The 14,220-nt window shown below is 66.4% G+C and carries 12 protein-coding genes; 3 read left to right on the forward strand and 9 right to left on the reverse strand.

The genetic code is table 11. From position 1 onward, the window contains the following. Position 1: 1 nt before the first annotated feature. The 8 genes from DB354_RS00965 to deoC all read right to left on the reverse strand — a co-directional run bounded on the left by DB354_RS00965 (position 2) and on the right by deoC (position 9,170). The gene (locus tag DB354_RS00965; RefSeq protein WP_107833562.1) at positions 2-745 is read right to left on the reverse strand and encodes an ATP-binding cassette domain-containing protein; all 744 of its coding nucleotides are present in this window, start codon (positions 743-745) and stop codon (positions 2-4) included. Continuing rightward, positions 742-1,476 (reverse strand): LytTR family DNA-binding domain-containing protein, encoded by a 735-nt coding sequence (locus tag DB354_RS00970; RefSeq protein WP_107833563.1) that lies wholly within the window; start codon positions 1,474-1,476, stop codon positions 742-744. Before DB354_RS00970 ends, DB354_RS00965 begins: the two co-directional genes overlap by 4 nt. A 12-nt stretch (positions 1,477-1,488) precedes the next feature. Next, positions 1,489-2,631, reverse strand: coding sequence for a histidine kinase (locus DB354_RS00975; protein ID WP_107833564.1), 1,143 nt, complete (start codon positions 2,629-2,631; stop codon positions 1,489-1,491). 267 nt (positions 2,632-2,898) lie between these two features. Beyond that, on the reverse strand, positions 2,899-4,008 hold the full coding sequence (locus DB354_RS00980) for a DUF748 domain-containing protein (protein ID WP_158277302.1): 1,110 nt from the start codon (positions 4,006-4,008) through the stop codon (positions 2,899-2,901). 166 nt (positions 4,009-4,174) lie between these two features. After that, a complete protein-coding gene (locus DB354_RS00985; RefSeq protein ID WP_107833566.1) occupies positions 4,175-5,038 on the reverse strand; it encodes an aldehyde dehydrogenase family protein in 864 nt (287 codons plus the stop codon). Positions 5,039-5,082: 44 nt separating this feature from the next. Continuing rightward, the gene (locus DB354_RS00990) at positions 5,083-6,474 is read right to left on the reverse strand and encodes a POT family MFS transporter (RefSeq protein ID WP_107833567.1); all 1,392 of its coding nucleotides are present in this window, start codon (positions 6,472-6,474) and stop codon (positions 5,083-5,085) included. 150 nt (positions 6,475-6,624) lie between these two features. Continuing rightward, positions 6,625-8,055 (reverse strand): aldehyde dehydrogenase family protein, encoded by a 1,431-nt coding sequence (locus tag DB354_RS00995; protein ID WP_107833602.1) that lies wholly within the window; start codon positions 8,053-8,055, stop codon positions 6,625-6,627. A gap of 176 nt (positions 8,056-8,231) precedes the next feature. After that, a complete protein-coding gene (gene deoC, locus DB354_RS01000; protein ID WP_107833568.1) occupies positions 8,232-9,170 on the reverse strand; it encodes a deoxyribose-phosphate aldolase in 939 nt (312 codons plus the stop codon). A gap of 317 nt (positions 9,171-9,487) precedes the next feature. Here deoC and lepB point away from each other — a divergent pair, with 317 nt between their 5' ends. From lepB to DB354_RS01015, 3 genes are all read left to right on the forward strand, one after another. Further along, complete coding sequence (lepB, locus tag DB354_RS01005; RefSeq protein WP_107833569.1) at positions 9,488-10,180, forward strand: signal peptidase I; 693 nt, start codon at positions 9,488-9,490, stop codon at positions 10,178-10,180. A gap of 367 nt (positions 10,181-10,547) precedes the next feature. Continuing rightward, positions 10,548-10,880, forward strand: coding sequence for an acyl-CoA thioesterase (locus DB354_RS01010; protein WP_107833603.1), 333 nt, complete (start codon positions 10,548-10,550; stop codon positions 10,878-10,880). 210 nt (positions 10,881-11,090) lie between these two features. Beyond that, positions 11,091-12,185 carry an ATP-binding protein gene (locus DB354_RS01015; protein ID WP_158277303.1) on the forward strand — a complete coding sequence of 365 codons (1,095 nt, stop codon included), beginning with the start codon at positions 11,091-11,093 and terminating at the stop codon, positions 12,183-12,185. Between the two features lie 9 nt (positions 12,186-12,194). Here the strand turns inward: DB354_RS01015 and DB354_RS01020 are convergent, their stop codons facing one another. Then, positions 12,195-13,427 (reverse strand): hypothetical protein, encoded by a 1,233-nt coding sequence (locus DB354_RS01020; protein WP_107833571.1) that lies wholly within the window; start codon positions 13,425-13,427, stop codon positions 12,195-12,197. Positions 13,428-14,220: the final 793 nt, after the last annotated feature.

Below are 14,220 nucleotides of genomic sequence, written 5' to 3' on the forward strand. Positions count from 1 at the left end.
GTCAGGCGGCGAGGGGGGCGGTGACGACTTTCACGAAGATCTCTTCCATATCCTGCTCGCCGTAGCGCGTACGCAGGTCGGCCAGCGTGCCTTCCGCCAGCAGGCGGCCGTCGTGGATGATGCCCACGACATCGCAGAGTTTCTCCACCTCGCTCATGACGTGGGTCGAGTACACCACGGTCTTACCGCGGGCCCGGCACTGGCGAACGAAGTGCACGATCGCCCGCGCGGCCATCACATCGAGCCCCAGCGTCGGCTCGTCGAAGATCATCACCGCCGGGTCGTGGATGAGCGTCCGGGCGATCGAGGTCTTCTGCTTCATGCCGGTCGAAAGCTTGTCACAGCGGCGGTCAAGGAACTCGTGCATGTCCAGCTCGTCGGCCAGCCGCTTCGTCCGCGCCGCGATCTCGCGATCCTCCAGGCCGTTCAGCCGGCCGAAATAGGTGATGAACTCGCGCGCGGTCAGCCGCCCGTACAGGGCCGTACTCGCGGCCAGAAACCCCACGTTGGCCCGCACCAGGTCCGGGGCCGCCACCACGTCGTGCCCCGCCACCTGCGCCGTGCCTGCCGTGGGGCGGAGCAGCGTCGCAAGCATGCGGAGCGTGGTGGTCTTTCCGGCGCCGTTCGCGCCGAGCAGGCCGTAAATCTGGCCGGGCACGACGCGGAACGACACGTGGTCCGCGGCGCGGACCTCGCCGCGCTTCTTGTCGCGGAAGGTTTTGGTGAGGTTGTGGGCTTCGATCATAAACTCATTTTCTCGCGAAACTCCTGCGCCTGCCGGCGGCTGAGCTCCACCTTCGCCCCTCCCTTGAGGTGCACGAGCAGCCCGCCGCTGAACCAGGGTTCGATCTTGTCGATCCAGGCCAGGTTGATGATCTGGCGGCGGTTCGCGCGGAAGAAAAACTTGGGATCGAGCCGTTCCTCCATGGCGTTGAGCGACCGGAAGAGCTGGGGCTGGGCGGTGTCGAAGTGCACGCGCGTGTAGTTGCCCTCGCTCTCGAGCAGCCGGATCGACTTCACCTCCACGAACCAGCAGCGGTCGCCTTCCCGCACGAAGACCTTGTCCTCCGCCGCCAGGCGCTCCCGGGCCGTCGCCGCGCTCGGCCGTGCCGCCGCCGTCTTCGCCAGCCGCTCCCGCAGCTTGCCGACCGCCGCCGCCAGCCGCGCCGGGTCGACCGGCTTCAGCAGGTAGTCCAGCGCGTTCAAGTCGAACGCCTTCACGGCAAACTCGTCGTAGGCCGTCGTGAAGATCACGTCCGGCGCCGGCGGCTCCAGCGACTCCAGCAGCTGGATACCGGTCTCGGCCGGCATCTGCACGTCGAGGAACAGGAGGCTCGGCGCGAGGCTCGCGATCATCTCCCGGGCCTGCTTTGCATTCGCCGCCTCGCCGACGATTTCAATGTCGGGATGCGCCGCCAGCAACCGCCGCAACTCGGCGCGCGCCAGGCGTTCGTCGTCAATCAACAGCGTCTTCATGCCAAGTCTCCGTTAGGCCCGGGCCGACTGCGCCGGCACGGTCACTTCCGCCACCACCAAGGTCTTTGCCCGCTCCGCCCACACCCGCAACCGACCCGCTTCGCCAAACCGCAGCCGCAGCCGCTCCGCCGTGTTCTTCAGTCCCAGTCCCGTCGACCGCTGGCTCGGGACAACGGTCGGCTCCGTCGCCAGGTCTCCCGGATTGGTCACCCGCAGCCGCAGTTCGCCGTGCTCGCACCAGGCCGTGATCTCGATCACGCCGCCTTCCGGCCGCGGCGAAATACCGTACTTCACCGCATTCTCCACCAGCGTCTGCAGCACCAGCGGCGGCACCGCCAGGCCCAGGGTCTCGGGCGCGATGTCCAGCTTGAGCCGCAGCCGCTCCTCGTGCCGCACCTGCTCCAGCGCGAGATAATCGTTCACGACGCGCAGCTCGTCCTCGAAAGGCACCGTCTCCGCCTGCGCCGACTGCAGCGAGTAGCGCAGCAGGTTCGCCAGCTGCGTCACCGCCAGCCGCGCCCGCGCCGGGTCCTCGTCGATCAGCGCGCGCACCGAATTGAGCGCATTGAACATGAAATGCGGGTTCACCTGCGATTTCAGCGCGCGCAACTCCGCCTCCTTCACCGCCGAGGCCAGCCGCAGTTGCTCGATCTGCATGCCTTTGAACCGGTCCGACAGGTGGTAGAAGAAGTACACGAACCACCAGCCGGTGAAGATGATCGTCCCGTTGATCCAGCTGATCATCGCCAGCATCGGGATCGACGGCTGCGCCGGCTGCTCCAGCCCGAGCACCAGGTACGGATACCCGTATCCAATTGCCGCCCACACCACCGACTGCGCCGCCGACATGGCGAGGATTCGCGGCGCCAATGCCCGCCAGCTCAGCTGCTTCCAACCCCAGCGCGCCACCAGCATCCGTCCGCCGTGCGAAATCAGCCAGCCCAGCGCGATGACCATCGTCACCAACGCCACATCCCCGAGGATCTGCTCCGTCGTCACCTTCTTTCGCGGCATCAGCGCCAGCGAGAAGAACAGCTGGAGGCCGAGCATCAGCAGCCAGCTGCCACTTTGGCAGATCACATACAGACGCTCCTTCGTCCGATCGCGGCCTGGGCGGGCCGGAGAGCGAACGGAAGCGGAAGAACGGGACGACATGAGCGCGAAATTACCGGTCGAAATCGAAAAGGGAACCCCGCAGCGGGGGCAGCGCTCCTGAGTTAGCAGACCGCTCCGTCCGTCGCGCTCCTTCCATGATGAGCGGGGCCCCCTCAGGACAAGCGGCGCCCCCAGCTGAACGGGAGTGCAAAGTGCCCCCGACCTCCCGTCTGCCCGCTTCCCCTCCCCACTTCAAATCTCACTCCATCGGCCAATCCCTCCGCACCCACTTTCACTCTCACCTTCACTTTCACTCCGAAGGTTCCCTCACTCCCTTTTCTTCACCTTGTCCGGGTCCACCGAGCCCTCGACGACCGGGTTGAAGGCCTGGACGAAGCCGTGCCGGAACAGATTGCGCACCGTCGCCCACAGGCCCACCTGCGAATCGCCAAACTCGCCGCGAAACGGGACCCGCGTCGCAACCTGGTCGCGCGGCTTGTTTTTCACCAGCCAGGCAAGGCCCGCGACCAGCTTCTCCCAGAGGCGTTCGCCCAGGTTCTTCCGCTTGTCCTCCACGCTCGTGAAATCGAGGTGGTTGAAGAACGGCTTTACGTACCCTTCGAACGCCCCGTCACGCGCCCCCATTTCGAGCACGAGCTCAAACTCGCCCCGCCCGACCTCCACGTTCGCCACCGCTTTCAGCGACTCGTTCAGCGCCGGCAACGCCACCCGGCTCAGCTTGAGGCTCAGGTGAAAATGCGGTTTCGCCGCCAGCGGCTCCACCTGCGCAAACAGCGTCAACCGCCCGCCGCCAATGCTGTTTCCCTCCAGATCAATGCTCGCGGGATACTCCTGTTTCGTGTCCTCGCGCCGATTTCTCAGCCCGGTCGCCGTCGCGCGCATATCGGTCACGAACAGGTCCACATGGGGCGTCTTCGTCGTGTCACTGTAGCGGATCGAGCCGTGATCGATTTCCAGATGCTGGATGTCGAACGGGAAGATGTCCTGCACCACCTCCTGCCATCGACGGTCCACCTCCTTCTGGCTGCTTTCCGGCGACGGCCCCTGCACGAACGTCAGTTCGCCCCGCTCGATCACAATGTCGCTCACCACCTTCCCGTGGAGCAGCTCCCGCCACGCCACCGAGAAGTCGATGGTCCGGGCGAGGAAGAACGGCGTCTCCTGCTCGCCGTTCCGCTTGAAAACGCTGACGCCGCGCAAGGCGTAGGCTCCGCGCCAGAGGCTCAGGTCGATCTCCTCCACCTGCCCGCGATAGCCCGGGATTGCCGCCAGCCGCGCATTGATCTGGTGGCGAATCACCGACGGCAGCGCCACCCGCGCCGCCACCAGCACGGCCAACGCGACCGCGATCCCAACCAAGACCCGACGCGGCCAGGCACGCACGCGGCGGATAATCCGGGCGGGAGGATTCTTCATGCCGGTCATCGACCGTCACGCCCCCACGCTGTGCTCGTGCCCGCGTTGGGGTCTCAACCCCAACTCCGGCGCTGTCCGTCACGTCCGGCGCGTTCAGGCCGGGGGCGAACCCGACGTTCGGCGGGCGGCGGGCCGCAGGAGCCACCCCACCCCGCCAGCAAACCCCTCACGCCCCCACCGGGTGCCAGGTGGTCTTGAACTCCAGGAAGGCGCGAATCGCGTACACGCTCTGCGCCTCGTCCGCGAACCAGTCGGTCGCGGCGTCCGTGAAATGCACGCGCTTCACGCTGTCGGCCGCGCCCAGCCGGATCGTCTTCCGCTCCTCCGGCGACGCGCTCACCACGCTCAGCGCCCGCAGGTGCTCGTGCGTCGCAAAGGTCGGCACCAGCTCCGCCCGGAAACCGGTCAGGAGGTTGACCACCCCGCCCGGCAGGTCGCTCGTCGCGAGCATCTCGCCGAGCAGGATCGCGGGGTACGGCACCTTCTCCGAGACCGCCGCCACCACGGTGTTGCCGCTCGCGATCACCGGGGCCACGAGCGTGATCAGCCCGAGCAGCGGCGGCTGGTCGGGCGCGATCACGCCGACGACGCCCATCGGTTCGGTGACGGTGAAGTTGAAGTACGGTGCCGCCACCGGGTTCACGTTGCCCAGCACCTGCTCATACTTGTCCGTCCAGCCCGCGTAGTAGACGAGCCGGTCGATCGCGACATCGACCTCGCGCTCCGCCTCCGCCGCGCCGGCGCCAAAGCGCCCCAGCGTGTCGATCATCTCCTGGCGCCGCGCCTCGAGCATCTCGCCGAGGCGGTACAGGATCTGGCCGCGGTTGTACGCGGTGCGGCGCGCCCAGCCGGGCCCCGCCTTCGCCGCCGCCTCGACCGCGTTGCGCAGGTCCTTGCGCGTGCACTGCGGCATGTGCGCGAAGAAGTTCCCGGCCGCGTCCTGGATCGGGAACGTCCGGCCGCTCTCGGAGCGAATGAACGCGCCGCCAACGTACGGTTTCGGAGTCTTGGTGATGGGCAGTCGGGTCATGGTCGGAAGGATGCTTGCGGTTGGAACAAACGGCACAGTCAGGCTCACGTGCCCTGTGGCGCGTCGGTGAGCGGCGGCGCGGGAGGAGTTGAGTCGCCACCTTCAGCCGGAGCCGGCTTGTAGGCCTTTGCCACGAAGACATAGACGGCGACACAACCAATGCTGAGCGCAGAGAAGAAGAGGTAGAAACTGGCCCCGTGAAGTTTCGAGGTTCCATCCGGATTCTCGGTGAACAGATGGACCAGCGCGGTGATGAGGTTACCCGATGCGATCGAGAGCAGATACAACGCCTGTACCATTGCCTTCATATGGCGCGGCGCCTGGGTGTACGCGAACTCCAGACACGTGATCGACACCATAACCTCTGCGGCCGTAATCAGCGCGTAGGCGGGCAGTTGCCAAATGACGTGCGGCACGAGTTTTGCCGTGAGCTGCGACTCAATCCATGCGCTCACCAGAAAGGCAGATCCCGCCACCAGGAGCCCCAGGCCGATCTTCCGCAGGGGCGTCAGTTTGAACACGCGATCGATGGCCGGATAAACCCAGTACTGAAAGAGAGGGATGAAGATGAGCACCAGAATGGCGTTCACCGCTTGGACCTGCGACGAGAGCACTTCGAACTTCCAGCCGAAGAGGTCGAACTTTCGGTCCATCTTTTCGGCCTGCAGCACCCACTCACCACCCGTCTGGTCCCACAGCGACCAGAAGATCGCCACAAACACGAAGATCGTCGAAAGCCGCAACAGGAGGCTGAGCCCCTGCTTGTTGAACGTGCGGCGGAAATACTCGCGGCCCGTGGGCGGCACGTGCGTGAACTTATACCGCCCCGCCCAGAACACCGCCGTGGCCGCAATCATCAGGATGGCCGGAACGCCGAAGGCTAGCATCGGGCCGTGTCTTTCGAGCAGCCACGGCACAAGGCCGATCGAAACAAACGAGCCGGCATTGATCGAAAAATAGAACCAGCCGAAGGCACGGGACATCAGGTGCTGATTCTGCGGACCAAACTGGTCGCCGACGTTAGCCGAGACACAGGGCTTGATTCCGCCTGAACCGATCGCGATCAGCGCCAAGCCCGCGGCCAAGCCAAACCGCGTGTGGTCAACCGCCAGCACGATGCTGCCAAGGCAGTAAACCAGTGAGATCCAGAAAATCGTCCGATACTTGCCCCAAAACGCATCGGCCACAATCGCCCCCACGACCGGCAGCGCGTAGTTCGCAAAGTTGAAAATGTGAAACCAGAAGGCTGCCTGATTATCCGTCATTGGCGCCAACGCGCCGCTGCGGTCCATCAGATACTGGGTCATGAAGACGACCAAGATCGCCCGCATTCCGTAGTAGTTGAACCGCTCCGCGGCTTCATTGCCGACGATGTACGGAATGCCCGGCGGCATCTTATCCGTCTGGATGGGGGAGGTAAGGAAGGCTTTAGCCATGAAAGGGATTCAAATTAACGGAGAGGATTAACCACGAATGCACACGAAGGGACACGAATACCCTGAGCCAGACCGTCTGGATTCAGCCCGCCTTTCTCTTCGTGTGCCTTCGTGTCCATTCGTGGTTAACCAGCCTGTTTGGTCTTCAGCTCAGACCACCTGGAGGTAATCCAGCAGGCCCTGGCGGCCGCCTTCGCGACCGAAGCCGCTCTCCTTGTAACCACCAAACGGAGACGTGGGGTCGAACTTGTTGAACGTGTTCGCCCAGACCACCCCCGCCTTGAGCTCGGTCGACAGCTTGAGAATTCGCGAACCCTTGTCGGTCCACACGCCGGCGCTCAGGCCGTACTCGGTGTTATTCGCCTTCTCGACCGCCTCCTCGACGGTGCGGAAGGTCAGGATCGCCAGCACCGGCCCGAAGATCTCCTCGCGCGCCACGCGATGGCTCATCGTCACCTCCGTGAACAGCGTCGGCGGCAGGTAGAAGCCCTTCGCCGGACGCCGGAACGGCGGCTGCCAGAGCTCCGCGCCTTCCTTCACGCCGATGTCCAGGTATCCCTGGATCGTGTCGAGCTGGGCCTTCGAGACGATCGCGCCGACGTCCGTGTTCTTGTCCATCGGATCGCCCACGCGCAGCACGCGCAGCCGCGTCTTCAGCTTCGCGATCACCGCCTCCGCGACCGACTCCTGCACGAGCAGCCGTGAGCCGGCACAGCAGACCTGGCCCTGGTTGAAGAAGATGCCGTTGACGATGCCTTCGACCGCCTGGTCGAGCGGGGCGTCGTCGAACACGATGTTCGCCGCCTTGCCGCCGAGCTCCATCGTCATCCGCTTATCCGTCCCGGCGATCGACTTCATGATCACCTTGCCGACCTCGGTCGAACCGGTGAACGCGATCTTCGCCGCCTTCGGATGCGCCATGATCAGCCCGCCCGTCGCGCCCGGACCCGTGATCACGTTGACCACGCCTTTCGGCAGGCCGGCATCGCGGAAAATTTCCGCCAGCTTCACCGCCGTGATCGGCGTGTTCGTCGCCGGCTTGATCACGACGCAATTGCCGGCCGCGAGCGCCGGCGCGATCTTCCACGCCAACATCAGCAGCGGGAAGTTCCACGGAATCACCTGCCCGACGACGCCCAGCGGCTGCACGCGCCGTCCCGGCGCCAGGTACTCGAGTTTGTCGGCCCAGCCGGCGTGGTAGAAAAAGTGCGCCGCCGCCATCGGCACGTCGAAGTCGCGCGTCTCGCGGATCGGCTTCCCGTTGTCCAGTGTCTCCGCCACCGCGAACTCGCGCGCCCGGTCCTGCAGCAGCCGGGCGATGCGGTAGATGTACTTCGCGCGCTCCCGGCCCGGCATCTTGCCCCAGACGGTATCGAACGCCCGCTGCGCCGCCGCAAAGGCCGCGTCCACGTCCGCCGCGCCGCCCAGCGCCAGCTCGGTCAGCTTCTTCTCGTTCGCCGGGTTGATCGACTCGAAGTACTTGCCGCCCTTCGGCGCCACGAACTCGCCGTCGATGAACAGCTCGTAGCGCGCCTTCAGCTTCGGATCCGCCGTCTCCGGCGCGGGATCGAACTCCCACAGGTCGCCAAAAATCAGCTCGGGCGCGGGACGGCCGCGACGGGCGGCGGGACGGGTCGCTTTCTTGTCAGTCACAGAGGCCATGGAATGGGGAGGAAGGGTCACGTTGCGGTCCGGCCGAATCCGCCGGCCAGGCTCGCGTCACGCGGGTCGGTCCGGCACCGGACAGGTTGGAAAAATCAGTAGCTCTCGGCAGCTTCGCTGAACGAATAGGGCGCCTGGTAGGCCCCCGTGCGCTGTTTTTCGAGCTGCCGGAGCAGGTCGTTGAGGAGCGAACTCGCCCCAAAGCGATAGCGGGCATTCGTCAGCCACGCGTCGCCGAGCGTCTCCTTCACCGCGATCAGGAATTGGAGCGCCTGCTTCGCGTTGCGGATGCCGCCCGCCGGCTTCATGCCGATCGCCCGGCCGGTCGCCAGGTAGAAGTCGCGAATCGCCTCCAGCATTACCTGGTTGTTGCCGAGCGTCGCATTCACCGAGGTCTTGCCCGTGCTCGTCTTGATGAAGTCGCCTTCGCGCAGCACGCGCATCGCGATGAACGAGGCCGCCCGGATGGCGTCGTACGTCTCGAGTTCGCTCACCTCGAGGATCACCTTCAGCGCTGACGCGCCGCAGGCTTCCTGCACCGCCACGATTTCATCCTGCACCTGGCGGTAGTCGCCGGCCAGGAACGCGCCGCGGTTGATCACCATGTCGACCTCGTCCGCGCCGTCCTCCACCGCCGCCCGCACTTCGGCGAGCCGGGTCTTGAGCGGCGCCTGCCCGCTCGGAAAAGCCGTGGCCACCGAAGCCACTTTCACCCCCGTGCCGGCCACGTGTTTCTTCGCGTGCCGCACCATCGCGGGGTAAACGCAGACCGCTGCCACCCGCGGGATCGAGGCGTCGTCGTGCGGCTGCAGCGCCTTGCGACACAGCGAGGCCACCTTGCCGGGCGTGTCTTTGCCCTCGAGCGTGGTCAGGTCGACCATCGAGACCGCAGTGCGCAGGCCCCAGAGCTTCGCGCGGCCCTTGATCGATCGCGTGGTGTACTTCGCCACCCGCTCTTCAATCCCGACCTGGTCCACCGGCCCAACCTCGTCGAACAGGCGGCGCAGGGCGGCGTGCGGTGATGTGGAAAGCATGCGCCGCACTATTTGGAGCGCCTGTCATAAAAACAAACCCGAAAACGAGGCGGCCGGACGGCGCCGGCCGCCTCGTTCAAATGGGGGGGTGGGCACCTCTTCCTCACTCTTTCTCTTACTCTTCCTCTTACTCTCTCTCTTCCTCCGTCAGTCGCACCACCGATGCGACGCCGCGGCGGTGGGCCGACGGCACGTTCGAGAGAGTAAGAGTAAGAGGAAGAGTAAGAGAAAGACCCAAGCCCACCCATCCCGGCCAATCTACCGTTCGTGCCAAGTCGCTCGCCCGGCGGCGCGTTCCGGCCCTTGGCTCCCACCCCATGAACGCCCGCCGTGTTGCCACCTACGTTTGGCGCGAGTGGATCCGTCCGCTCGCCCTGCCCCTCCTTCTCATCACCGCCGCCAAGTCCGCCCTCGCCGACATCAACTACATCCCGTCCGGCTCCATGCACCCGACCCTCGTCGAGGGGGACGTCGTCTTCGTCAACAAACTCGCCTATGATCTGCGGGTGCCGTTCACGTTCACCCGGCTCAACCACTGGGCCGACCCTGCCCGCGGTGACGTCGTCGTCTGTTTCGAGCCCACCGAGGGCACCCGGCTCGTCAAACGCGTCGTCGGCCTGCCGGGCGACCGCTTCGAGCTCCGCGGCGATGCCGTGTTCGTCAACGGCGTCCGCCAAGCCTACGCCCCGCTTCCGCCCTCGACCGGCAACGTCCTCGAGCCTGCCGAGCGCGCCACCGCCGTCTTCGTCCGCGAGGAACTCGCGGGCCGCTCCCACCCCATGATGGTCCAGCCAGACGCTCCCGCCCTCCGCAACTTCGGCCCGCTCACGCTCGCCCCCGGTCAATACATCGTGCTGGGCGACAACCGGGACAACAGCCGCGACTCCCGCTTCTTCGGCGTCATGCCGCGCGAACGCATCATCGGCCGCGTCCACGCCGTCGTCCTCTCCGCCGACTACCACCACTGGCTCCGCCCCCGCCTCGACCGCACCCTGACCCTCGTGCCCTGAGGCCCGCCACCTACTCGGCGGCGGGAGTGAGGGTGAAAGTGAGAGTGAAAGTGCCCGGCCGCCGCACCTCTTTCTCCTACTCTTTCTCTTCCTCTTTCTCCCCCCTTCCGGCACGTCGCGCCACCGCGGCGACGCCGCGGTGGCCTTCGAGAGAAAGAGAACGAGTAAGAGTAAGAGTAAGGCCGCCCACCGCCCCTCTTCAGTTTTCGCGGCAGCGAAAACTGCGGCATCGAAAACGGCCCGACGTTGCGCCGGACGGTTCTGTGCATTTGCTGGCGGCGTGACTGTCCCACCCACCGCTCAGCCCACCGAACAACCCGCCTCCCCGCCGACTCCGCACGGCGAAGTGGTCATCCGCACCATCGCCATGCCCGCCGACGCCAATGCCAACGGCGACATCTTCGGCGGCTGGATCGTTTCGCAGATGGACCTCGGCGGCGCCGTCCTCGCCCGCGGCATCGCGCACTCTCGTGTGACCACCGTCGCGATCGACAGCATGTCGTTCATCAGCCCGGTCAACGTGGGCGACATCGTCACCTGCTACGCGCGGCTGCTCCACATCGGCAATACGTCCATGAAGATCGACGTCGAGGTCTGGGCCCAGCGCTGGTCCGACGCTGCCCAGCTCCGCGTCACCGAGGGCAAGATCACCTACGTGGCCATCGACTCCGCCGGCAAACCGCACCCGGTGCGGCGCTGAATCCCGCCTTCCTCCTGCCCGGGCCCGCCAGCCTCACGCCGGCGCCCCCCACTCGTCCGCCCACCCCGGCGCCGGTCGTCGCCCCTCGACCGCCTCCGATCCGTCGTCGTCCCTTCGCCCCGCGCCTTCATGCCTGCCTCCTCCGCTTCAGTCCCGCGTCCGTCTCGCGCCTTTACTGGCGAGTCCGCTCCGCTACACTCCCGCGCGCCTATGGCGGCCAACGGAAACACCTTTGCCTGCGCGATCCGAGCGGAACTCGAAGCCCTCCACCGTGCCGGCGAACCGCGCGAGTTTGCCGCTGGCCAGGTGATCTTCACCGCCGGCGACCCCGGCGATGGCGTGTACGTCGTCGATTCGGGCCAAGTGCAGATCGTCGCCCCGTTCGCCGGCAGCGAGCCGCGCGTCCTGGCCACGATCTCCGCCGGCGACTTCTTCGGCGAGATGGCGATCCTCGACGACGCCCCGCGCTCCGCCACCGCCCGCGCCGAAACCGCAACGCGCGCCACCTTTGTCTCCCGCGCCGAGCTCCTCAACCTCCTCGACCGCCAGCCGCGCCTCGCCCTCAACCTCATCCGCGAGTTCAGCGGCCGCATCCGCGCCCTCAACCACAAGTACGTCGACGAGATCATTCAGAGCGAACGCCTGGCCCTGATCGGCCGCTTCGCCGCCACCATCGTCCACGACTTCAAGAATCCGCTCACGATCATCGGCCTCGCCGCCGAGCTCACCGGCGCCGAGTCCACCCCACCCGCCGTGCGCGCCAAGGCCGGCGAAAAGATTCACCGCCAGATCGAGCGCATGACCAACATGCTCCAGGAGCTGATCGATTTCAGCCGCCCCAGCGGCTCGCGCGTCGCGCTGCGCGAGACCAACTTTGCCCGCTTTCTCTCCCCGCTCATCGACGAGGTCCGCGCCGAACTCGTCACCCGCAACGTCGCCGTCGAGATGACCGTCGCCCCGCCCGACGCCACCGTCCGCATCGATCCGCCCCGGCTCTCCCGGCTGTTCTACAACCTCCTCAACAACGCCGCCGAGGCGATGCCCGAGGGCGGCCGCATCCTCCTGCGCTTCACCGTCCGCGCCACCGAGCTGCAGATTGACGTCGAGGACACCGGCGCCGGCATCGCCCCCGAGATCGCGACCACGCTCTTCCAGCCTTTCGCCACCCACGGCAAAAAGAACGGCACCGGCCTCGGCCTCACGATCTGCAAGAAGATCGCCGAGGACCATGGCGGCCGCATCTGGGTCGAGAGCCCGCCGGGCCGCGGCGCCACCTTCTCCTTCACGCTGCCGCTGGCCTCTTGAGCCGGCGGCTCAGCTCGCGCTGCCCGCGTTCGCCTCCGCCACGACCGCGGTCCGGCCGCCCACGAGTTCCTTGAGGGAGCTCCAGGCCTTGCGCAGGCCCGCGGGTTTCACGCCGCCGCCAAACCCGCACACCTGCGCCAGCTTCGCCTCATGCCCGCGATACCGCGGCGGCAGCAGGAACAGCGTGCCGCCCTCCGCCCGCACCACGGTCGAAAGGAAAAGGCCCTCGCCCACCGCGAGCCCCGCCGGGCCCTCCGGCAGCGGCGCCGTCCGCGGCGGCAGCACCAGCCAGGGCCGGTACACGAACTCCAGCCCGCCGTCCGTCCGCCGCACCAGCCGGCCGTAGGTGCGTATCGGAATCTTTGGATACGCCGCGCCCGCAAACAGCGCGTTGCCGCTCGCCGCCGGCGCGAACCGCGCCCGCCGCCGCGTGAAGAACTCCCAGCACATGATCGTGCCGAACACCGTCAGCCGGAACGCCCAGCCCGCCACCAGGTACGCGATGATCACCACGATCACCGAGAGCACCGCCCCCAGCACCGGGTTCATCGTCGCGGTCAGCGTCAGCAGCCCGAGCAGCCCGGTGCGCGCCGCCTTCAGCCCGGCGTCGATCGCGCCCCACGGGCTGAGCAGGATCAGCACGTTGATCGCGTGCGAGGCCATCCACACGATGAGGAACACCGCCACGCCGAAGGGAATCGTCAGCACGTCCAGCACCGGCGCCCAGCTCATCGCCACGCCCGGGATCATCGCCAGCCCCGTCGGCCCCACCGCGCCGGGGGCCGCCTGCGCCGAGTGGAGGAACATCTTGGTGAATGAATCCATCGCGAAGGGCACCACCGCGCCCGCCGCCACCAGGCCGCTGGCCTTGTTCTCCGCGACCTCCAGGATATCGAGCGGCTTCTTCAGCATCGGCGGCAGCGCCGTGCCCAGGCTGTCCTTCGCCGCGCACAGCCCGACGATCAGCAGCGCCGGCAGCCAGAACTGCGGCTTCGCATACCACGGCAGCGCCGCGCGGCCGCCCTCGCCCGCGCGCACCCACTGGTACGCGCCATACGCCCCGGTCCCCAGCAGCGGCGAGATCGCGATGCCCGTCAGCGTGGAAATCGCGTGCGCCGCCGGCGCCCCCGGCGAGCGATCGCCGCCCGCCGGCTTCTCTCCTTTCGTCGCAGCCCACGCGATCGGGGCCAACACCAACGCCAACGCCACCATCATGAGGAGAAGCGGGGTAGCTTTTTTCACGCCGCAGACACTATCCGCAACCGCCCCGTCGTAAAGCCCGCCCACCGCGTTCCACCCACCCCACCGCCGCCCTGAGCTGTGCCCCGATCCTGTGAGACCGCCTCGGGGTTTGAGGCTCAGATCTCCAAGCAGCCAAACCGCCTTACAGGAGGGCGCAGAGCGCGCAGAGGATCGATCCGGAGCTGGATTGGTCTCCTGTTTTGCCTCTGCAGCCTCTGCGAGCTCCTGTGAACATTGCCTTGGAAATCAGTGACTCCCCCCAAGACCGATCCGTCTCACAGCAAACAACGAGGTAAGGGAGGGTTTGTTCAACCGGCCAACAACTTGGGTCGGCCCTCTGTTACCTCCCTTTTCTCCTGTGAGGAGGCCTTGGAAATCCGTGACTCGAATCTCCAATTCCCAATCCGTCCCACAGGAGGCAACGGCGGTAAGGGAGGATTCGAGCCGGAGCCAACCTCCTCCTCACTGCCCGCTCACCTTCACCCTCAGCCCATGGTTCTGACTCCGCCCCATTCGGCCCTCGGTCCGAACCTTCCAACCTGCAACTTTCCGACCTGGAACTCTCCGTCCTGAAACGCTCCGACCTGGGATTGAGGGATTGAGGGATTGAGGGACGCACTCAGATCGAGAGAAAGAGGACGAGTAAGAGAAAGAGTAAGATGGCCTCCACACCTTGGCCCCCCCTCACCGCCCACTTTCACTCTCACTCTCACTTTCACTCCCTCACTCCCTCACTCCCTCATTCCCTCACTCCCTTTTCCGACGGTTGCGCTGCAGCCGTTGAGCGTCCTCC

The organism is Opitutus sp. ER46, assembly GCF_003054705.1.
GTDB lineage: Bacteria > Verrucomicrobiota > Verrucomicrobiia > Opitutales > Opitutaceae > ER46.

Excerpts from the sequence above, each read along its gene's own strand:
- DB354_RS00965 (WP_107833562.1), bottom strand. The coding sequence starts at position 745 with ATGATCGAAGCCCACAACCTCACCAAAACCTTCCGCGACAAGAAGCGC.
- DB354_RS00970 (WP_107833563.1), bottom strand. The coding sequence starts at position 1,476 with ATGAAGACGCTGTTGATTGACGACGAACGCCTGGCGCGCGCCGAGTTG.
- DB354_RS00975 (WP_107833564.1), bottom strand. The coding sequence starts at position 2,631 with ATGTCGTCCCGTTCTTCCGCTTCCGTTCGCTCTCCGGCCCGCCCAGGC.
- DB354_RS00980 (WP_158277302.1), bottom strand. The coding sequence starts at position 4,008 with ATGAAGAATCCTCCCGCCCGGATTATCCGCCGCGTGCGTGCCTGGCCG.
- DB354_RS00985 (WP_107833566.1), bottom strand. The coding sequence starts at position 5,038 with ATGACCCGACTGCCCATCACCAAGACTCCGAAACCGTACGTTGGCGGC.
- DB354_RS00990 (WP_107833567.1), bottom strand. The coding sequence starts at position 6,474 with ATGGCTAAAGCCTTCCTTACCTCCCCCATCCAGACGGATAAGATGCCG.
- deoC (WP_107833568.1), bottom strand. The coding sequence starts at position 9,170 with ATGCTTTCCACATCACCGCACGCCGCCCTGCGCCGCCTGTTCGACGAG.
- lepB (WP_107833569.1), top strand. The coding sequence starts at position 9,488 with ATGAACGCCCGCCGTGTTGCCACCTACGTTTGGCGCGAGTGGATCCGT.
- DB354_RS01010 (WP_107833603.1), top strand. The coding sequence starts at position 10,548 with ATGCCCGCCGACGCCAATGCCAACGGCGACATCTTCGGCGGCTGGATC.
- DB354_RS01015 (WP_158277303.1), top strand. The coding sequence starts at position 11,091 with ATGGCGGCCAACGGAAACACCTTTGCCTGCGCGATCCGAGCGGAACTC.